Here is a 20,720-nt window from a genome sequence, read left to right on the forward strand (position 1 = left end):
GTCCCATTCCGAACCCGGAAGCTAAGCCTGCCAGCGCCGATGGTACTGCACTCGACAGGGTGTGGGAGAGTAGGACACCGCCGGAACATAATTCCCTCTAGGGGCCCACATTTGTGGGCCCCTAGAGTGCTTTTCGGGGTGCATGCCGACCTCGTGGCCGCTAGGGCCAGAGCGGGGGCCGGTCGGGCACTGTCTCCGCCAAGGCGTTGCTCATACTCTGCAGCGTGTAGACACCGCGGGGACTGCGGCCGTGGCCGGGAAGGTCCGGAGCGGTCGCGCACCTTTGACGGAGAGTGGGACGGCCTCCGGATTCGGCTGCGGTATCTTCTCTTTGATCACGCTTCCACCGGACTGTGCACCGGTGGTTCACTGTTCGGGCGTCGACCGCAGTGGTCCGGCGCCGGGGAAGGGGGCTCCGTGGCTCATCCATATGGTGCGGCATCGAATGTTCCGCACGGGGGTCCTGGATTCGGCGGATATGCCGGGCCGCCCGGATACGGAGGTTATCCGGCCGGGCCGCCTATGAACCCCCGGCCGCAGCGACCCATCTCCGTTGCCAGAGTGGTGATCGCAGTGGTGATAGTGCTCGGCCTGACGTTCGGTGTGGCGGTGGGCGCGTACTTCTGGGTGGAGCAGCGTAAACGTGCCTCCGGGCCGATGGAATATCCGGCTGTCGGTGACTGCGTGGCGGCCACCAGTGCTCTGTTCATAGAGGTCGACGAGGGCGATGATCCCGTTCGTGTCCTGGATTGTGCGGACCCCACGGCCACCTGGAAGGTCGTCGAATCCAACTTGGAAGAAGGGGGATACAACAGCGATCTCCAGTGCGAGATCGGTGATGTGGGGTCGATCCACATCACCGATGACCATTACGGGGAGCAGCACTCGGCGAGGGTTTGTACGGTACCGAATCTGCAGCCCGGTCGTTGCTACGAGCACAGCGGGATTCTCGAGTACACATATGCACCATCGTGTGGCGACCGGTCTGCCCGGTTCGACCGGGAGGTGCGGGGAGCTACGGATGTAGCTGTATGCGAACCGGCGTTCGAAGGTGAGCGGCCGTCCTATCTCGGGGGCTATCACCACGCCGACAAAACGAACCGTGTCGTCTACTGCTTTGGGTACATCGAATGACCGCCGCCGATAACCGGCGTCGCTGAGCCTGTTCCGGCTTGTTCGCCCGGTTCGGTCGAGGCGCCGTTCCGGAGCCCGTACCGAAAGGGCCTAGACTCTGCCGGATGCGACTCGTGATTGCTCGTTGCCAGGTCGACTATGTGGGGCGGTTGACCGCTCATCTGCCGATGGCTCGCCGGCTGCTGATGCTCAAGGCGGACGGGTCGGTGCTGGTGCATTCCGATGGGGGGTCCTATAAGCCGCTGAACTGGATGAGTCCGCCGTGCTGGGTCGAGGAACGGGAACCCGATGCCGCGGCGGGGCAGTTGAAAGCGCTGTGGGTGGTGAGCAACAAGGCGGGGGAGGAGCTGCGGATCAGTATCGAGGAGATCGAGCACGATTCCAGTCATGAACTCGGCGTGGATCCGGGGCTGGTGAAGGACGGGGTGGAGGCGCATCTGCAGGAGTTGCTGGCCGAGCATGTGGAAACGCTCGGTGCGGGGTTCAGTCTGATCCGGCGGGAGTACATGACCGCGATCGGCCCGGTCGACCTGCTGTGCCGGGACGCGACCGGGCAGACGGTCGCGGTGGAGATCAAACGGCGGGGTGAGATCGACGGGGTGGAACAGCTGACGCGGTACCTCGAGTTGCTGAACCGGGACCCGCTGCTCACGCCGGTGGCCGGCGTGTTCGCGGCGCAGCAGATCAAACCGCAGGCGCGGACGCTCGCGGAGGACCGCGGGATCCGCTGCCTCACCCTGGATTACAACGCCCTCCGTGGGACCGAGAGCAACGAATTCCGGCTCTTCTAAGCTGGAAGCTATGCCACGACGGAAACCGCGCAGCGAGCGCTACGGAGCGCAGCCGCAGCAGTTGGGCACGGGCCTGGGGGACGTGTACCGCCGGACCGAGGCCGGGCCCGACGGTGACGAATACGTTGTGCGGACGGTGCCCGGGGCGCGAGCGGTGAAGCGGTACCGCTGCCCGGGCTGCGATCACGAGATCGTGCCGGGAGTGGCGCATGTTGTGGCCTGGCCGGTCGGCAGCGGTGAAACCGACCGCCGGCATTGGCATCGGGGCTGCTGGAACGGACGGGGAACCAGGGGGATCACCCGGCGCTGGTCCTAGCGGTTATCGCCTGGACCTGCGGTGTGCTGACGGGTGCGATGCGGAAGCATCGTTGCCGACCGCGGAACGGTGCGGCCGAACCGATCGGGGGGTCGTGCGCGAAGGGTCAACGGGTCGGCTCGCGACAGTGTCGTCCGCGGCGCCGTGCCCGGAGGTCGCCGGTTCGCCGAGCGCCGAATCGCAACGGCGGGGCGCTCTGACGCGGTTGGTACAGACGGTGGGGAGTTGGCTGGGAAGCCGGGGAGTCAGTGGCGAGACGCCGGTGAATGTGGAGGCGTCGGCCGGGGCGAGGCCCGCCGGCCTTGGCGGGCCGGGGCGGTCGACATGAGGAAGGCCGCCCCGGTGGGGGCGGCCTTCGGAGTGATTTGTCGTGTCGCCGTACACGTTCCGACAGCAGCTCTGAGGGAGCTCTAGTTGCTGATGTCGGCGTTTTCGCGTTCTTCGTCGACGATATCTTCCGACTCGTCGTCGGCGTTCACCTCGGGGATCGCCTTCTGATTGTTGCGGCCGGATACCGACTTGTTCTGCCCACTGCCGATGGATTTACGCGACTGTTCGGGCACCCCGTCGAGCAGCTCGCTTTCCCGGTTGACGGCGGCCAGCATGGCGGGCACCGAATCGAGCTGGCCGCGGATGCCGAGCAGCTGGGCGAGCACCCGGCCACGCAGGACGCGCATCTCCTCGGCCAGTTCCTTGGCGTGCGCGATCTTGCGCTCGGAGGTCTGGGTGGCGGAGGTGATGAGGCGGTTGGCCTCGTCGGTGGCGTCCTTGATGCGCTGGGCGGCCTCGGCGCGGCTGGTGGCCTCGAGCTCCTCCATCGCGCGGGTCAGCTTGGTGCGCCGCTCCGCCATGGTGACCTCGAAGTCCTGCTGAGTCGCCTTGCGCTTGGCGTCGGACTCCTTGGCCAGGCGCTCGGAATCGGCCTGGGCGGCTTCGATGATCTTGGCGGATTCGGTACGCGCGTTGGCGACGGTCTGCTCGTATTCGATTTCGAGAGCTTCGCGCTTCTCTTTGGTCTCGGCGAGCAGCGATTCGTACTTACCGCGCATCTCCGTGGCCTGCTGTTCGGCGATGGAGACCATCTCCGCGGCCTCGGCCTGTGCGAGTGCGCGGACCTCGGAGGCCTCGTCGGAAGCCAGTCGCAGCATCCGGGAGATGCGGTCGCTCATCCCTTCCGCAGTGGTCGGCGGGACGGACAGCCGGTCGACTTCCTTACGGAGCTCGTCGATTTCGTCGCGGGCATCCTCCAGCTGACTGGCGAGGTTGCGGGCCTGGGCGGCAGCGGCATCGCGGTCGGTGGCGGTAACCCGCAACTCGGCATCGAAACGGTCGAAATAGTTACGTACCTCGTCTTGCGCATAACCCTTGCGCACGACGGTGAAGGGCAGCGCAACGAAGCGATTGCGATCGGACTCGGGTGACGACATGGCCAACAAACTACAGCCTGAGACCGGCGCATGGTGAGTCGACCGGGAATGTTATCGGAGGTACTCCTAACGGTCCGATTACGATACTAGTGCGTAACATTCGGATCAGGTTCGAGTAACTCGACCAGCACACCGCCAGCATCCTTCGGATGGACGAAATTGATTCGCGAATCGGCGGTTCCGCGGCGCGGCGCCTCGTACAGCAACCGGATCCCGCGATCGCGCAGATATGCGGAAACGGCCTCGATATCGGTGACCCGGAAAGCCAGTTGCTGCAGGCCGGGGCCGCTGCGATCGATGAACTTCGCGATCGTGGAGGTCTCGTCGAGCGGAGCCAGCAACTGCAGAGCAGTCGAATCGTCCTCGGCGGCGGGAGCGGACAGCATCGCTTCCTGAACGCCCTGTTCCTCGTTGACCTCGCGGTGGGTTTCGACCAGGCCGAGCGTTTCGGCGTACCAGGCGACGGCCACGTCCAGATCGGGCACGGCGATGCCGACGTGATCGACTGCGACGACGTAGTCGGCGGGGATGAATTCTGATGACGGGGTAGCGGTGCTCACCCTTCGAACGTAGCGCGTTCCGGTGTGACGCCGGTATCTACCCGCCCGGTTCCAGGTTGACCGAGGGCGGCTGCCGTCAAATCGTCACCAGTGATATGTGCATCCCTGTGGACTACTCCCGGGCGCCCGCAGGTTACCGTGGAGTCGTCCGCAGGTGCGCTGCTTCCGGCAGCGCGCCGAGGTCGGTTCGCCGAAGCCGGGCCGGGCCGGCCGGGAGTTGTTCGCGAATGCTTCCGGACCGATCACCCCGGTGGTCGAGGCTCGGCTGATCCGGAGCGATCAGCGGGAGGGGGCGCAGCGACCGGCCGGCGGGAGTGAAGACCGGGGTCACCAGGGCCCCGACCCGCGGCGCCGGAGGCGCCGTCGAGATACAGGAGGCTCGTCGTGACCAACTCCGTGATCGTTGCCGGTGCCCGTACCCCGGTCGGCCGGCTGCTGGGCGGTCTGAAGGATTTCAGCGGATCGGATCTCGGCGGGTTCGCGATCGCCGCCGCGCTGGAGAAGGCCGGTGTCCGCGGCGACCAGGTCGACTACGTGATCATGGGCCAGGTGCTCACCGCGGGCGCGGGGCAGATCCCGGCCCGGCAGGCCGCCGTCGCCGGCGGTATCCCGATGGATGTTCCGGCGCTGACCCTGAACAAGGTGTGCCTGTCCGGTATCAATGCCATCGCCCTGGCGGATCAGCTCATCCGGGCCGGTGAACACGAGATCGTGGTGGCCGGTGGTCAGGAGTCGATGAGCCGTGCCCCGCATATGCTCGAAAAGAGCCGGACGGGTTTCAAGTACGGCGATGTGACGCTGCGCGACCATATGGCCTACGACGGCCTGCACGATATCTTCACCGATCAGGCGATGGGTGCGCTCACCGAACAGCGCAACGACAAGGATCCGATCGCCCGGGCCGACCAGGATGCTTTTGCCGCGGCCTCGCATCAGCGGGCCGCCGCCGCGTGGAAGAACGGGGTCTTCGATGACGAGGTGGTACCGGTCGAGGTGCCGCAGCGTAAGGGCGACCCGGTGCTGTTCCGGCAGGACGAGGGCATTCGCGCCGACACCACCGCGGAGTCGCTGTCGACGTTGCGGCCTTCGTTCAGCAAGGACGGCACCATCACCGCCGGTTCGGCGTCGCAGATCTCCGACGGGGCCGCCGCGGTGGTGGTGATGAGCAAGACCAAGGCGCAGGAGCTCGGGTTGAGCTGGATCGCCGAGATCGGCGCCGCCGGTATGGTGGCCGGCCCGGATTCGACGCTGCAGGATCAGCCGGCGAATGCCATCGCGAAGGCGTGCGCCAAAGAGGGGATCGCGCCGGCCGATCTGGATCTGGTGGAGATCAACGAAGCGTTCGCGGCGGTGGGTATCGCCTCGACCCGCGCGCTGGGCATCGATCCGGAGAAGGTCAATGTCAACGGTGGCGCCATCGCCATCGGGCATCCGCTCGGGATGTCGGGTGCGCGGATCGTGCTGCATCTGGCGCTGGAACTGAAGCGTCGCGGTGGCGGGGTCGGCGCGGCCGCGCTGTGCGGTGGCGGCGGTCAGGGTGATGCGCTGATCGTCCGGGTCTGAGCGTCCGGTATGACCGGTGTGACCGGTTCGACTACGACGGCGTGTAGTGGCTGAGGCAGAATGGTGCCCATGAACTTTCTTGGTCTGGGCACCACTGCCGGCAGGTTCCGTTTCTTCGCCGTGCTCGAGGCTGTTTCCTGGTTGGGGCTGCTGATCGGAATGGCCTTCAAGTACCTACCCGAGAACGGCAACGAAATCGGCGTGAAGATCTTCGGGCCGGTGCACGGGACGATCTTCGTCATCTTCGTCCTGGTTGCTCTGCTGACCTCGCGCGAGTTCGAATGGAACTGGAAGACCACCGTGCTGGCGCTGCTGTCCAGCATCCCGCCGTTCTTCACGGTTCTGTTCGAGGTGTGGGCCGTGCGCACCGGCAAATTCGATGAGTCGGGTGCGTCCGGCAGCACCGAGTCCCCGAAGACTCTCGCCGCCTCGTCGTGACAGACTGGAACCTGTGACTCGACCAGCATCTCGCCGTCCTTCACCAGCCGCAGCCGCCGCCATGTCCGGGGCGGTCGATCTGTCCGCCCTGAAACAGCCGCCCGCGGGTGCGGCGGCCGACGTCGGTGACCACACGGTCACCGAGGCGGATTTCGAGACCAAGGTCCTGCGCCGCTCCGCCCAGGTGCCCGTTGTGGTGGTGCTGTATTCGCAGCGCAGCCCCGGCAGTATCGAACTCGTACAGCTGCTGGAACGGCTCCTGGGCGAGGCGAACGGCGCCTGGGATCTGGCCGCCGTCGAAGCCGAGAGCAATATGCGGATCGCGCAGGCGTTCGGCGTGCAGGGCATCCCGACTGTGATCGCCGTCGCGGGCGGTCAGCCGCTGGCCGATTTCCAGGGTGGGCAGCCCGAGACCCAGGTCCGGCAGTGGCTGGCCGCCGTGGTGCAGGCCGTGGAGGGCAAGCTCGAGGGAGCCCCGGACGCCCCGGCCGAACCGCCCGTCGACCCGCGGTTCGCGGCGGCCGAGGCGCTGCTCGACCAGGGCGATCTCGCGGGCGCGGAATCGGCCTACGAGGCGATCGTGTCCCAGGAACCCGGCAATATCGAGGCCAAAGCCGCGCTGCGGCAGCTGAAGTTCCTGGTCCGGGCCCAGGAGGTGCCGGAAACCGCCATCGCGACCGCCGACGCGGATCCGGCGAATGTGGCGGCCGCGCTGGATGCCGCCGATGTGGAGATGTTCCAGCAGCGACCCGAGGCGGCGTTCGACCGATTGATCGGACTGATCAGCCGCACCGCCGGTGACGAGCGCGCGACCGTGCGCACCCGGTTGGTGGAACTGTTCGAGTTGTTCGACCAGGCCGAACCGTTCGTCGTCGCGGCCCGCCGCAAACTGGCCACCGCCCTCTACTGAGCCGCCGACCGCCCGCTGCTGAGCAGCGGACGGTCGCCCTGGCGAGGCGCTGGGCTGCGGTGGCGGAACATCTCAGGGGCGTGGGGTCAGCCAGAGGACGCTGAGCGGGCCGAGCGTGAGCGCGGCGGACGCGGGCCGGTCGTGCAGTGCCGTGGGATCGGCGTGGACGACGCCGAGGTTTCCCGCGCCGGTTCCGCCGTATTCGAGTGCGTCGGTGTTCAGGATCTCGAGCCAGTCGCCCGCCAGGGGCAGGCCGATCCGGTAGTCGGTGTACGTGCTGCCGGAGAAGTTGCAGACACAGGCGACGGTGCTGCCGTCGGCGGCGTGGCGCAGGAAGGCCAGCACGTTGGATTCCCGGTCGTCGCTGGTGATCCAGGAGTGGCCGCCGGGGGTGGTGTCCTGGCTCCACAGAGCCGGATGCGCGCGGTAGACGCGATTGAGGTCGGCGACCAGGAGCTGGACTCCGCGGTGCAGCGGGTTGTCCAGCTCGTGCCAGTCGAGGCCGTGGTCGTGCCACCATTCGCGGTAGTGACCGAATTCCTGGCCCATGAACAGCAGCTGTTTGCCGGGGTGGGCCCACATATAGGCGAGTAGCGCCCGGACGCCCCCCGCCTTGGCGAACTCGTCGCCCGGCATCCGGGTCCACAGGGTCCCTTTCCCGTGCACGACCTCGTCGTGGCTGATGGGCAGCAGGTAGTTCTCACTCCACGCGTACATGAGCGAGAAGGTGATCTCGTTGTGGTGCCAGCTGCGGTGCACCGGGTCGCGGCCCAGATAGCTCAGCGTGTCGTGCATCCAGCCCATATTCCATTTCATGCCGAAACCCAGGCCGCCCACCTCGGTGGCGCGGGTGACGCCGGGCCAGGTGGTGGATTCCTCGGCGACGGTCAGCACCCCCGGATACGAGTCGTGCAGGCTGTTGTTCAATTCGGTGAGGAAGGCGACCGCCTCCAGGTTCTCGCGGCCGCCGTGGATATTCGGTTCCCAGCCGCCGTCGGGACGGCCGTAGTCGAGGTAGAGCATCGCGGCGACCGCGTCGACCCGGAGTCCGTCGATATGGAATTCTTCGATCCAGTAGCGGGCGTTGGCGACCAGGAAATTGCGGACCTCCGGGCGGCCGTAGTCGAAAACGTAGGTGCCCCAGGCGGGTTGTTCGCCGTGGCGGGGGTCGGGGTGCTCGTAGAGGGGGGTGCCGTCGAACCGGGCCAGGGCCCAGGCGTCGCGGGGGAAATGGGCGGGCACCCAGTCGAGGATGACGCCGATACCGTCGGCATGCAGGTGGTCGACGAAGGCGCGGAAATCGTCCGGGCTGCCGAACCGTGCGGTCGGAGCGTAATAGGAGGTGACCTGATAACCCCAGGAGCCGCCGAACGGATGCTCGGCGATCGGGAGGAGTTCCACATGGGTGAAACCGAGGCGGCGCACGTACTCGCTGAGTTGTCCGGCGAGTTCGCGATAGGACAGGCCCGGCTGCCAGGACGCGAGATGGACCTCGAAGATGCTGAGAGGTGCGCGCGCCGGGTCCGTGTGGGTGCGGGTGGTGAGCCAGTGCTGGTCGGTCCACTGGTGGTGGCTCTCGGCGACGACGGAGGCGGTGGCCGGGGGTAGTTCGGTGGCGAAGGCGAGTGGGTCGGCGTGATCGGCGATCCGGCCGTCGGCGCCGTGCACGCGGTATTTGTAGCGGTCGCCGGGAGCGGCGCCGGGGACGAAGACCTCCCAGACGCCGGACCGGCCGAGGGCACGCATCGGCCAGGTGCCGCCTTGCCAATGGTCGAAATCGCCGAAAACGGTGACACCGCGGGCATTCGGCGCCCACACCGCGAACGACACCCCGGTGACCTCGCCGTCCAGGCCCGGATAGCGCCGCGCATGCGCGCCGAGTACCTCCCACAACCGCTGATGGCGGCCCTCTCCGATCAGATGCAGATCGAGCTCGCCGAGAGTCGGCAGGTGGCGGTAGCCGTCCGCGAGCACCGTGGCGGGATGATGCGGGTAGGTGGTGACGACGCGGTAATCCAGCAGCTCGGGGTACGGGAGGGTGGCGGCGAAAACCCCGTGGCCCAGCGCGTCCAGCCGGTGTTGCGCCTCGCCCACGAGAATCGCGACCGATTCCGCCTCCGGCCGCAGGACCCGGACGGCCGTACCGTCCGGACCGGGGTGGGCGCCGAGAACCGTATGCGGGTCGGGATGGTTGCCCGCGGCCAGCAGCAGCAGATCCCGCCGGTTCACCGCGACCTCACCGGAAGGACCGCCGGTAGGCCAGTCCGGCGCGGGCATGATGCGGAACCGGGGGCAGGGCGATCACATGGGCGACCGCGCGGGCCGGGTCGAGGCGGATGTAGTTCGTCTGGGCCCAGTGGTACTGCTCGCCGCTGATCTCGTCGTGGACCACCGGATGGTCGTGCCATTCCCGGCCGATGGCGGGCAGGTCCAGCGAGAGCATGCCCTGTTCGGCGGTGAACGGGTTGAGGTTCACCACGACCAGGACGGCGTCCCCGGTCGCCGGGTCGATCTTCGAATACGCCAGCAGGTTGTCGTTGTCGATGTGATGGAAATGCAGGCAGCGCAGCTGGCGCAGTGCGGGATGCCGGCGGCGGATGTCGTTGAGCCTGGTCAGCCACGGCTCCAGCGATTCGCCGCGGGCGCGGGCCGCGGCGAAGGGCCGGGGGCGCAGCTCGTATTTCTCCGAGTCCAGGTATTCCTCGCTGCCCGGTCGCACGGCCTGGTGCTCGTACAGTTCGAAACCGGAGTAGACGCCCCAGCTCGGAGCGAGGGTGGCGGCGAGTACCGCGCGCACGGCGAACATGCCCGGGCCGCCGTGCTGCAGGCTTTCGTGCAGGATATCCGGGGTGTTCACGAACAGGTTGGGTCGTGCCTCGTCGGCCTTGGCGGCCAGTTCGTGCCCGAATTCGGTCAGCTCGTGCTTGTGGGTGCGCCAGGTGAAATAGGTGTAGGACTGGCTGAATCCACGCCGGGCCAGACCGTACAGGCGGGCCGGATAGGTGAACGCCTCGGACAGCAACACCACCTCCGGGTCGGTCCGGCGGACCGCGGCGATCAGCCATTCCCAGAAGTCGGCCGGTTTGGTGTGCGGATTGTCGACGCGGAAGATCTTCACCCCCAAGCCGATCCAGTACCGCACCACCCGCAGCACCTCGGCGTACAGGCCGTCGGGGTCGTTGTCGAAATCGAGCGGGTAGATGTCCTGGTATTTCTTCGGTGGATTCTCGGCATAGGCGATCGTGCCGTCGGGCAGGGTCGTGAACCATTCGGGATGCGCGGTGACCCAGGGGTGGTCGGGCGCGCACTGCAGGGCGAAGTCCAGGGCGACCTCGAGCCCGAGATCGGCCGCGGCGCGTACGAACGCGGAGAAATCGGCTTCGGTGCCGAGTTGCGGATGGAACGCGTCGTGCCCGCCGTCGGCCGATCCGATCGCCCACGGTGACCCGACATCGTCCGGACCGGCGGTCAGCGCGTTGTTACGGCCTTTGCGGTTCACCCGGCCGATCGGATGGATCGGCGGCAGATAGACGACGTCGAAACCCATCGCCGCGATACGTGGCAGAGCGGCGGCCGCGGTCGCGAAGGTGCCGTGCACCGGGTTGCCGTCGGAATCGCGACCACCGGTCGAGCGGGGGAAGAACTCGTACCAGGCGCCGGCGAGGGCACGCGGGCGCTCGACCAGCACCGAATACTGCGGCCCGCGGGTGACCAGATCCCGCAGCGGGCTGTCGCGCAGGACCTCCGCGATCTCCTCGGTGAACGCCGGAGCGACCCGCGCGGGCAGCGGGTCGGCTCCGCGCAGGGCGGCCGCCACCGCCCGCAGCCGCTCGAACTGTTTCTTGCCCACCGCTTGCGCCGCCCGGTCGAACAACCGGGCGCCGGACTCCAGATCGTTGGCCAGATCGACCGCGCTCTGCCCGACCGCCAGTTTGGCCTCCACCGCCGACCGCCACGTCGCGAGGGAATCGGCCCAGCCTTCGACGCGGTAGTGCCACAGGCCGGGGGTACTGGGTGTGAAGATCCCGTTGAACACATCGGGCTGGTAGTCGGGTGTCATCGGGACCCGGGTCGACCGGGACGACCCCGGCGCGCGGATCGCCAGGGTCGCGCCGACCGCTCCGTGGCCGTCCCGCCACACCACGGCCCGCACCGGGAACACCTCGCCGACCACCGCCTTCGCCGGATACCCTCCGGGGATGTGCGGGGCGGTGTCATCGATGGCGATGCGGCCGGTCATCCCGACAACAGTATTGGCGTCGCTTCCGAAGCCGGGGGGCCGGGGGTGCTGTGTCTTCGCAGGGGCCCGCCGGCTTCCCCGACCACGGATCATCGGGGCCGGCGGGGTATACGGACATCAGTGGCCAGGCGGGCGACCGAGCCCGGGGGGCCGGCCACCCCCTTGATTACCCGTGACCATGGTCGGCCCGGATCCCGGATGCCAGGGGGAGATGGGGCCAGTGCGACAGATCGGCGAGCATCTGCCGGTCGTGGGTGGCGACGACGACGGCGGCCGGTGTCTCCGACAGGGCGGCGGTGAGATCGTCCACCAGCGATACGGACAGGTGGTTCGTGGGTTCGTCGCAGAGCAGCACCATGGGGCGGGCCGACAACTGCAGGGCGAGATACAGCCGGCGCTGCTGACCCTGCGAGAGCCGCCCGACGGGCGTTCGATACGACTCCTTCTCCAGCAGGCCCATCGATGCCAGCGGTACCGGGGCGATATCGCTGTGCAGGGCGAGGCTGCGCACATGCCGGTCGTAGAGTTCCTGCGCGGTCGGCTCCGGCTCCCAGGCGGGGACCTCCTGGTCGATGCGGACGATACGAGCGGCGCCGTGGTGGTGAACGCTGCCGGTGGAGGGTTCCAGCTCCCCGGCCAGCACCGCCAGCAGGGTCGACTTACCCGCACCGTTGTGCCCGGTGACCAGGAGCCGTTCGCCCGCGTCGAGGGAGAGTGCGACCGGGGAATCCAGCCGTCCCGTGACCGTGATGTCATCGCAGCGGAGCAGCGGGGTGCCCGGGCGGACAGCGAGGTCGGGGAAACGCAGCCGCAGCGGCGGTTCCGGCACGGTGACGGTATGTGCGTCGAGTTCGGCCCGGCGCCGGTTGAATGCCTGTACGAGGCCCGGCGTCCGGGACTGCCGCTGATGCTTCCCGTGTCCCTTGTCCGGCCGCCAGCCGGTGCTGAGCCGGTCGCGGGCGTGCGCGACGGCTTCGCGCAGGCGCGCATGCTCGGCCAGCTGATCCGCGTAGTCGTTCTCCCACTGTTCCCGGGCGCGGCGCCGGCCCTCCTGCCAGCCGGCGTATCCGCCGGCGAAGAGCTGTGGCCGCCCGTCCTCGCTGGGGTCCAGATCGAGGAATTCGTCGGCGACCGCACGCAGCAGCGCGCGATCGTGACTGACGACAACCAGTCCGCCGGAGCGGGAACGCAGGCGCCCGGTGAGGAAATCCAGCCCGTCCCGGTCGAGGTGGTTGGTCGGCTCGTCCAACAGCAGGATGTCCTGGGTGGCACCGAGCAGGCACGCCAGCCGGACCCGATGGCGTTGCCCCACGGACAGCGTCTCCAGCGTGCGTTCTCGGTCCGTACACGCGTGCAGGGCCGCCAGCGCGATATCGACCCGGCGTTCGGCATCCCAGGCGTCGAGCCGGGTGGCGGCATCCAGCGCGGCGGCGTAGGCGTCGTCGGCTCCGGGTGCGCCGGCCGCGAGCGCGACGGACGCGGAGTCCAGGTCCCGCAGGGCCCGCAGGGCCGGTTCGATGGATTCGGCGATCAGGGTGCCGACGGTCTCGCCCGCGCGGAACGGTATGGCCTGCTGTGCCACACCGATCGTGCCGATCCGGCCGACGGTGCCGCTGTCGGGTTGCCGCAGCCCCGCTAGTACGTGCAGCAGGGTGGTTTTACCGCGCCCGTTCTCCCCGACGATCGCGAGCCGGGAACGGGCGGACACCGTGACGGAGACATCCGCCAGAACGGGTCGCGAACCGAGGGTCACGTGGACAGAGGTGGCCCGGATGTGCGCGTGCGCGCCGGCCGGCAGCCGATCGGTGGACGACGAGTCCCGATGGAGGTCGGAGGAGGTCAGGCCACTGTGGGCCGGGTGAGAATCGGAAATGGTACGAAAATCAGGCACTGAAGCTCCGCAGCTCGAGGAATGGAGCCGGGACAGCGCAGAACACCGCCCGGCACGACGCTCGGACGGCGGCTTCGGAGAAGAGTCGGAATTCCGGTCGCCGCCGTCAGCGGCGCGACCAGGGCTTCATCGACACAGAACCTGCAAACACGTCGGCAACCCTAACGGAACCGCTCTCCCCGGGACAACGAGATTTCGAGCACTGCGCCTCGAGTAACCCCGATCGAACCTGACGCGCCCAGCGGCGGCGCCCAGTCTTACGAGGCCCTTGGAGGTTTTGGCCCGGCCCTGCTTTCAGCCCTCGAAGCGCATGCGGCGCAGCCGCGAGTCTCGAGGGCTGAAAGCAGGGCCCAAGGGGGGCCAAAACCCGCGCCGCCGCAGGCGGCGCAAAATAACACAGCATGAAGGCACTGCGTCGGTTCACCGTCCGCGCCCATTTGCCGGAGCGTTTGGCCGCGCTGGGCGAGCTGTCGACCAATCTGCGCTGGTCGTGGCACAGTCCGACGCAGGATGTGTTCGCCGCGCTGGACCGCGGGCGGTGGGCGGAGATCGGGCACGATCCCGTGCGGATGCTGGGGGAGGTGCCGCCCGCCCGGATGGCCGAGCTCGCGGCCGACCCCGGATATTGCGCGCAACTGGACGCCGCGGCCGCCGACCTGCGGGCCTACCTGGATCGGCCCGGCGCCGATTTCGGGGTGCGGGGGGTCGCGTACTTCTCGATGGAGTTCGGGGTCACCGAGGTGCTGCCGAACTACTCCGGCGGGCTCGGGATCCTGGCCGGGGACCATCTGAAGTCCGCCTCCGATCTCGGTGTGCCGTTGATCGGGGTGGGGTTGCTGTACCGATCCGGCTACTTCCGGCAGTCGCTGACCGCCGACGGCTGGCAGGCCGAACGATATCCCGCGCTGGACCCGCAGGGGCTGCCGCTGCGGTTGCTGACCGCGGACGGCTCGCCGGTGCTGGTGCATGTGGCGATGCCGGATCGGCGGGTGCTGGCCGCGCGGGTGTGGATCGCGCAGGTCGGCCGCGTGCCGCTGCTGCTGCTGGATTCGGATATCGCGGGTAACGACCCCGATCTGCGGGCGGTGACCGATCGGCTCTACGGCGGCGATCAGGACCACCGGATCAAACAGGAGATCCTCGCCGGGATCGGGGGGGTGCGGGCGGTGCGGGCCTATACGGCGGCCGCCGGGCTCCCGGATCCGGAGGTCTTCCATATGAACGAGGGCCACGCGGGTTTCCTCGGTCTCGAGCGGATTCGCGAATACCTCGCCGCCGGGCACGATTTCGATACCGCGCTGGCCGCGGTGCGGGCCGCGACCGTCTTCACCACCCACACGCCGGTGCCGGCCGGTATCGACCGGTTCCCGGTCTCGCTGATACACCGGTATTTCGGTGGGGCGGCGGGCGAATCGGATTCGCCGCTGCTGCCCGGTATCGGGGTGGACCGGATTGTCGCGATGGGCCGGGAAGCCGATCCGGCGTTGTTCAATATGGCGCATATGGGGTTACGGCTCGCCCAGCGCGCCAACGGGGTGTCGCAGCTGCACGGTGCCGTGAGCCGGAGCATGTTCAACCCGCTGTGGCCGGGATTCGATCCCACGGAGGTGCCGATCGGATCGGTGACCAACGGTGTCCACGCGCCTACCTGGGCCGCCCGGGAGTGGGGCGAGGTGCTCGATACCACGGACGGTTCGGGTGACTGGGAAACCTTGCGCGACCTGGATCCTGAGCGGTTGTGGGATATCCGCAACACTCTCCGTGCGACGCTGGTCGGGGAGGTGCGCCGGCGACTCCACGAGTCCTGGCGGCAACGCGGTGCCGTCGCGGCCGAATTGAACTGGGTGGATTCGGTTTTCGATCCGGCTGTGCTGACCGTCGGCTTCGCGCGCCGCGTTCCCACCTACAAGCGGCTGACGCTGATGTTGCGCGATCCGCAGCGATTACGCGACCTACTGCTGGACCCGGACCGCCCGGCGCAGCTGGTGGTGGCCGGTAAGAGTCATCCAGCGGACGAAGGTGGCAAGGCACTGATCCAGCAGGTGGTGCGGTTCGCCGACGATCCGTCGGTGCGGCACCGCATCGTCTTCCTGCCCGATTACGACATGTCCATGGCCCGGTACCTCTACTGGGGTTGTGATGTGTGGCTGAACAATCCGTTGCGGCCGCTGGAAGCGTGCGGCACTTCCGGCATGAAATCGGCGCTCAACGGCGGCCTGAACCTGTCCATCCCGGACGGCTGGTGGGACGAGATGTTCGACGGCGAGAACGGCTGGACGATCCCGACCGCGGACGGGGTCACCGACGACGACCGGCGCGACGACCTGGAGGCCACCGCACTCTACGAGCTGATGGAGCGGACCGTCGCACCCCGGTTCTACGACCGCGACGCGCGCGGCCTGCCGGTGCGCTGGCTCGAGATGGTGCGGCACACGCTGTGCACGCTCGGGCCGAAGGTGCAGGCGGACCGCATGGTCCGCGACTACGCACAGCGGTACTACGCCCCGGCCGCCGCCGCGGGCCGGCAGGCGACCGAGTCGGATCTGCGGGCGGCGCGGGAAATCGCGGACTACCGGAACCGGGTGACGCAGGCCTGGCCCGGGGTACGGGTGGTGCAGGTGGACGCGGCCGGTCTGCCGGACACCCCGGTCCTCGGCGCCCCGCTGTCGCTCACCGCGCGAGTGGATCTGAGCGGTCTCGAACCGCGGGACGTGGTGGTCCAAGCGGTGCTGGGCCGGGTCTCACCCGAGAACGACCTCACCGACATCACCACGGTCACGATGTCGCCGGCCGGCCGGGAAAACCCGGACGGCGGGCTGGAGGTGTTCACGGTCGAAACGCCGGTCTCGCTGTCGGGTGCGGTCGGTTACACGGTCCGGGTGCTACCCGCCCACGACCTCCTGGCGTCGAATGCCGAGCTGGGCCTGGTCGCCAACGCTTGAGGGGCGGGGGAGGTCGTCAGGGAGCGGTGACTACGGTTCGTAACAACTTTCCGATACCGTTCCACTGGCGCTGACCGGCGTTGCGTTCCACCAGGTCGCGGGGTTGCCCGCGGGGTGGAAGCTGCCGGTCACGGTGTGCTCGGCCGCAGATACCGGCGGGTGTTGCCGTGGTTCGTTCGACTCCGCTCGCACGTGACCGGCGCCCGGACGGAGAGACCACGCTGAGCGACTGGAGGGCCTCATGGCCACAGGTCTACTGACCCGGACCCGCGGACGGGTCGATACCTTCTTCGGGATCGGAGTCCACGGGTCGACCGTGCGACGTGAGCTGATGGCGGGGACGGTGACGTTCCTGGCGATGTGCTACGTGCTCGCGGTCAATCCGTCGATCCTCGGCGACCAGGGTGATCTCGGGGCGCAGGGCATTCCCACGCAGGCGGTGTTCACCGCGACCGCGGTGGCGGCGGTGGTGGGCTCGCTGGTGATGGGTTTGTGGGCGCGGTATCCGATCGCGCTCGCGCCCGGTATGGGGTTGAACGCGTTCTTCGCCTATTCGGTGGTGCTGGGGATGGGGATCCCGTGGCAGGTCGCCTTGTCGGGGACCCTGCTGTCCGGTGTGATCTTCTTCGTCCTGGCGATCACCAAGATCCGCGAGAAGATCCTCAACGCGATTCCGCTGCAGCTGAAGCTGGCGGTCGCGGCGGGCGTGGGGACCTTTGTGGCGTTCCTCGGGCTCAAGAATGCCGGGATCGTCGTGGACGATCCGGCGACCCTGGTCGGGCTCGGTGATTTCACTCAGGGCACCACGGCGCTCGCCTTGTTCGGGCTCATCCTCACCGTTGTTTTCCTGGTGCGCGGCTGGCACGGGGCGGTGCTGTACGGCATCGTCGCGACAGCGGTTCTCGGCATGATCACCGGGCTGGTGGACATTCCGGACGGGGTGGCCGCTATCCCGCAGGGGCTGGATCAGACCTTCGGCCAGGCGGTGATCCATCTCCCCGACGCGTTCACCGCGCAGATGGCGGTGGTGGTGCTGACCATGCTGTTCGTCGATTTCTTCGATGCGTCGGGGACGTTGATCGGGGTCGCGAACCAGGCGGGTCTGCTGAACGACAAGGGTGAGTTGCCGCGGGCGTCGAGCGCGCTGTCGGCGGACGCGGTGGGCACCATGGCCGGTGCGGTGATCGGTACGTCGACCACTACGGCCTATGTGGAATCGACGGCCGGTGTCTCGGCCGGCGGCCGGACCGGGCTCACCGCGGTGGTGACGGCCGCCTGGTTTGCGGTGGCCATGTTCTTCTTTCCGATCTTCGCGGTGGTGGCGGGGTCGGGAGCGGTGACGGCGGCGGCGCTGATCGTGGTCGGGGTGCTGATGGCCCGGTCGCTGGGCGATATCGACTGGAGCCGGCTGGAGTTCGCGGTGCCGGCGTTCATCACGATTGTCATGATGCCGCTGACCTATTCGATCGCGAACGGCCTGGCCATGGGGATGATCTTCTATCCGGTGGTGATGGTGGCCCGGGGGCGGTTCCGGGAGGTGCATCCGGTGATGTGGGTGCTGACGCTGGTGTTCCTCGGATATTTCTTCCTGCTCGCGGAGTAGCTTGCGCCCCAATAAGGTTAGGATAACCTAGCCAAGGAAATCGGACTTCGGTCCGTTTGTTTCCCTGGCTAACTATCTGCCGAAGATGAGGGGTTCCGATGACTGCCGGCTCGACACTGGACCGCACCGACAACGCCACGACCAGAGAACCGACCCTGTCCACCGATATCGGACTCCTGATCCTGCGGGTGGTGTTCGGTCTGCTGTTCGCCGCCCACGGCGCCCAGAAACTGTTCGGCTGGTTCGGCGGCGAGGGTCTGGACGCCAACAATGCCGGGTTCGAGAAGATGGGCTTCAACCCCGGCGACCTGTTCGGCACTGCGGCCGGCCTCAGCGAATTCGTCGGCGGGGTGCTGCTGGCCCTCGGCGCGTTCACCCCGCTGGCCGCGGCGATCGTCCTGGGCACCGGAATCGTCATTGTCAACACGGGTTTCAGTAAGGGACTGCTCGGCGGCTACGAGATGGGTCTGCTCTTCGCCGTGGTCGCGCTGGTGATCGCCTTCACCGGGCCTGGACGGCTCGCGGTGGATTCCGGTCGTCCATGGGCACGCAGCGGCCTGACCTGGGGTCTGATCTCGGTGGGTGCCGCGGTCGTCGCCGCGGTGATCACACTGATATTCAAAGGCGTGCTGTAATTCCGGGCGCGCCTCCGGCACCACCGCTGGGCGTATTCGATCGAGTGTGGGGCCGAAACCCACGGGTCCTTGCCGAGTTCGGTGGTGCCGGTGGGCGCGTGGGTCAGACCGCTGCTGCGGCGTCGAGGCGGTGCAGGGCCTTCAGCACTATCTCCGGGTCGGCGGTTTCCCAGTACGGGGGCAGGGACGCGCGCAGGTAGCCGCCGTAGCGGGCGGTGGCCAGGCGGGGGTCGAGGATGGCGACCACGCCGCGGTCGTCCACGCTGCGCAGCAGCCGGCCGGTTCCCTGGGCCAGCAGGAGAGCGGCATGGCTGGCGGCCACGGTGAGAAAGCCGTTGCCGCCGTGGGATTCGACGGCGCGTTGCCGGGCTGCCAGCAGTGGGTCGTCGGGGCGGGGGAAGGGGATACGGTCCAGGATCACCAGGCTCAGGGACGGGCCCGGGACGTCCACGCCCTGCCAGAGGGACAGCGTGCCGAACAAGGAGGTCTCCGGGTCGTCGGCGAATTTGCGGACCAGTGCCCCGGTGGAATCCTCACCCTGGCACAGGATCGGCGTTGTCAGCCGGGAACGCAGCGCTTCCGTGGCGGCCTTCGCGGCCCGCATGGAGGAGAAAAGCCCCAGTGTCCGTCCACCGGCGGCCGATACCAGCCGCTCGATCTCGTCGAGATAGGCCGGAGGCAGACCGTCCCGCCCGGGGGCCGGCAGGTGTTTGGCGACGTAGAGAATCCCGGATTTCGCATGGTCGAACGGTGAGCCGACGTCCAGGGAGGTCCAGCGCACAGTATCGGTATCGGTCGGGGCTTCCGCGCCGTTCGCCAGGGCCGGGTCGGCCTTACCGCCCGACTGCGGCGGCAGGCCCCAGGTGCGGGCAAGACCGTCGAACGAACCGCCGATCTGCAGGGTCGCCGAGGTCAGGACGACCGTCGCCGTGCCGAACAACTGGCTGCGCAACAGCCCGCCGACGGCCAGCGGCGCCATACGCAGGGTGCGGCGGGTGACACCGCGGATCTCGTCGGCCGATAGCCACACCACGTCACGGCGGGCCGCGGGATCGGGTTCGTCGAAGGCGGTGAGGGCGCGCACGGCGCTGTCGTGGATCTCCTCGACGGCGGCTACCGCCATATTCCGTCCGGCGACAGCCTCCGGATCGGAGCCGGGGGCGCTCGAGCCCTGCGGGTTGAGGGCGGTGCGCGCGTTCCAGGCGGCGTCCCGGATCAGCGCCAGGACCTGACCGATCCCGCTGGGCAGTGCCTCCCAGCGGCTCGGGCCGAGATCCTCGAGGGCGGCGTGCCAGGCCTCGGCCGCGGCCTCCAGCCGGTCGACCTCCTGCTCGTCCACGAGTTTGGCGCAGCGCCGGGCGGCGGCGCTGATCGCCGTGGCCGACAGTTCGGCGGTGGCCACACCGGTGACCCGGTCGACCAGTTCGTGCGCCTCGTCCACGACCACCACATCGTGTTCCGGCAGGACCTGGATACCGCTGATGGCATCGATGGCCAGCAGGGCGTGATTGGTGACGACCACATCGGCCTGCGCGGATTCGGCGCGGGCGCGTTCGGCGAAACAGTCCTGGCCGAACGGGCACCGGGATTTGCCCAGGCATTCCCGCGACGACACACTCACCTGCCGCCACGCGCGGTCACTGACCCCCGGGGCGAGTTCGTCGCGGTCGCCGGTCTCGGTATCGGAGGCCCATTCGTTGAGTCGTTTGACCTCCCGGCCGAGCCGTGAGACCGCGAAGGCATCGAACAGTTCCGCTTCGGCGGGCTCGTCCGGGATCGCGCTGTTTATCTTGTTCAGGCACAGATAGTTGTTGCGCCCCTTGAGGATCGCGAACTCGGGTGTGCGCCCGAGCGGCTTCGCCAGGGCCGCGGCGAGCCGGGGCAGATCCCGGTCCACCAGCTGCCGTTGCAGGGCGATGGTGGCGGTGGAGACGACCACCGTGCGCCCGGTGCGTACCGCGTGCCGCAGGCTGGGCACCAGATAGGCGAGGGATTTGCCGGTGCCCGTACCCGCCTGCACCGCGAGATGCTGCTTGGTCTCGATGGCGTTGTCCACCGCGGCCACCATGGTCATCTGCCCGGGGCGCTCCTTGCCGCCGAGCTCGGATACGGCGGTCGCCAGCAGGGTCGATACGGGTGGGAGTTCGGGCACTCGGGCAGCCTACTGCGCTGCACCGACACCCGTGCGCGGAGTCGGGAACCGTGCCTTCTCCGCGTGCCATTTCTTCGGCCGGTGCCCGGTGTGGCACTTCACAGCGATCTTACTCAGA

The 20,720-nt window shown here is 68.2% G+C and carries 15 protein-coding genes and 1 rRNA gene; 10 read left to right on the forward strand and 6 right to left on the reverse strand.

Going from position 1 to position 20,720, the window contains the following annotated elements:
- The 4 genes from rrf to ACIA75_RS07295 all read left to right on the forward strand — a co-directional run.
- A 5S ribosomal RNA gene (rrf, locus tag ACIA75_RS07280) occupies positions 1–86 on the forward strand; the annotation flags it as partial.
- Between the two features lie 475 nt (positions 87–561).
- A complete protein-coding gene (locus ACIA75_RS07285; RefSeq protein ID WP_397101051.1) occupies positions 562–1,134 on the forward strand; it encodes a hypothetical protein in 573 nt (190 codons plus the stop codon).
- A 104-nt stretch (positions 1,135–1,238) separates the two neighbouring features.
- Entirely contained in the window at positions 1,239–1,925 is a 687-nt protein-coding gene (nucS, locus tag ACIA75_RS07290; protein ID WP_397101052.1) for an endonuclease NucS, read from the forward strand.
- Between the two features lie 10 nt (positions 1,926–1,935).
- A complete protein-coding gene (locus ACIA75_RS07295) occupies positions 1,936–2,241 on the forward strand; it encodes an ATP/GTP-binding protein (RefSeq protein ID WP_397101054.1) in 306 nt (101 codons plus the stop codon).
- 410 nt (positions 2,242–2,651) lie between these two features.
- On the opposite strand, the gene ACIA75_RS07300 is transcribed toward ACIA75_RS07295, so the two are convergent.
- Together ACIA75_RS07300 and mce are read right to left on the reverse strand one after the other, a co-directional pair.
- Positions 2,652–3,668: a hypothetical protein gene (locus ACIA75_RS07300; protein ID WP_397101056.1), complete on the reverse strand. Its 1,017-nt coding sequence runs from the start codon at positions 3,666–3,668 to the stop codon at positions 2,652–2,654.
- A gap of 86 nt (positions 3,669–3,754) precedes the next feature.
- Entirely contained in the window at positions 3,755–4,228 is a 474-nt protein-coding gene (gene mce / locus ACIA75_RS07305; protein WP_397101058.1) for a methylmalonyl-CoA epimerase, read from the reverse strand.
- Positions 4,229–4,612: 384 nt separating this feature from the next.
- Here mce and ACIA75_RS07310 point away from each other — a divergent pair, with 384 nt between their 5' ends.
- The 3 genes from ACIA75_RS07310 (at position 4,613) to ACIA75_RS07320 (ending at position 7,139) form a co-directional block, all read left to right on the forward strand.
- Positions 4,613–5,791 (forward strand): acetyl-CoA C-acetyltransferase, encoded by a 1,179-nt coding sequence (locus ACIA75_RS07310; protein WP_397101060.1) that lies wholly within the window; start codon positions 4,613–4,615, stop codon positions 5,789–5,791.
- A gap of 69 nt (positions 5,792–5,860) precedes the next feature.
- Positions 5,861–6,229, forward strand: a complete 369-nt coding sequence (locus ACIA75_RS07315; RefSeq protein ID WP_397101062.1) for a DUF3817 domain-containing protein — start codon at positions 5,861–5,863, stop codon at positions 6,227–6,229.
- A gap of 61 nt (positions 6,230–6,290) precedes the next feature.
- Positions 6,291–7,139 (forward strand): tetratricopeptide repeat protein, encoded by an 849-nt coding sequence (locus ACIA75_RS07320; RefSeq protein WP_397101064.1) that lies wholly within the window; start codon positions 6,291–6,293, stop codon positions 7,137–7,139.
- A 72-nt stretch (positions 7,140–7,211) separates the two neighbouring features.
- Here ACIA75_RS07320 and glgB read toward each other — a convergent pair whose 3' ends face one another.
- The 3 genes from glgB to ACIA75_RS07335 all read right to left on the reverse strand — a co-directional run bounded on the left by glgB (position 7,212) and on the right by ACIA75_RS07335 (position 13,222).
- Entirely contained in the window at positions 7,212–9,416 is a 2,205-nt protein-coding gene (gene glgB / locus ACIA75_RS07325; protein WP_397101066.1) for a 1,4-alpha-glucan branching protein GlgB, read from the reverse strand.
- Positions 9,376–11,379 carry a maltotransferase domain-containing protein gene (locus ACIA75_RS07330; protein ID WP_397101068.1) on the reverse strand — a complete coding sequence of 668 codons (2,004 nt, stop codon included), beginning with the start codon at positions 11,377–11,379 and terminating at the stop codon, positions 9,376–9,378. The genes glgB and ACIA75_RS07330 overlap by 41 nt, the downstream gene beginning before the upstream one ends.
- A gap of 166 nt (positions 11,380–11,545) precedes the next feature.
- A complete protein-coding gene (locus tag ACIA75_RS07335) occupies positions 11,546–13,222 on the reverse strand; it encodes an ABC-F family ATP-binding cassette domain-containing protein (RefSeq protein ID WP_397103399.1) in 1,677 nt (558 codons plus the stop codon).
- Positions 13,223–13,671: 449 nt separating this feature from the next.
- On the opposite strand from ACIA75_RS07335, the gene glgP reads away from it, so the two are divergent.
- The 3 genes from glgP (at position 13,672) to ACIA75_RS07350 (ending at position 18,450) form a co-directional block, all read left to right on the forward strand.
- The gene (gene glgP / locus ACIA75_RS07340) at positions 13,672–16,212 is read left to right on the forward strand and encodes an alpha-glucan family phosphorylase (RefSeq protein WP_397101070.1); all 2,541 of its coding nucleotides are present in this window, start codon (positions 13,672–13,674) and stop codon (positions 16,210–16,212) included.
- A 241-nt stretch (positions 16,213–16,453) separates the two neighbouring features.
- Entirely contained in the window at positions 16,454–17,815 is a 1,362-nt protein-coding gene (locus tag ACIA75_RS07345; RefSeq protein WP_397101072.1) for an NCS2 family permease, read from the forward strand.
- Between the two features lie 98 nt (positions 17,816–17,913).
- Positions 17,914–18,450: a DoxX family protein gene (locus tag ACIA75_RS07350; protein WP_397101074.1), complete on the forward strand. Its 537-nt coding sequence runs from the start codon at positions 17,914–17,916 to the stop codon at positions 18,448–18,450.
- A 103-nt stretch (positions 18,451–18,553) separates the two neighbouring features.
- Here the strand turns inward: ACIA75_RS07350 and ACIA75_RS07355 are convergent, their stop codons facing one another.
- Positions 18,554–20,602 (reverse strand): ATP-dependent DNA helicase, encoded by a 2,049-nt coding sequence (locus ACIA75_RS07355; protein ID WP_397101076.1) that lies wholly within the window; start codon positions 20,600–20,602, stop codon positions 18,554–18,556.
- Positions 20,603–20,720 lie beyond the last annotated feature (118 nt).

It is taken from the genome of Nocardia sp. NPDC051750 (genome assembly GCF_044453135.1).
Classification (GTDB): Bacteria; Actinomycetota; Actinomycetes; order Mycobacteriales; family Mycobacteriaceae; genus Nocardia.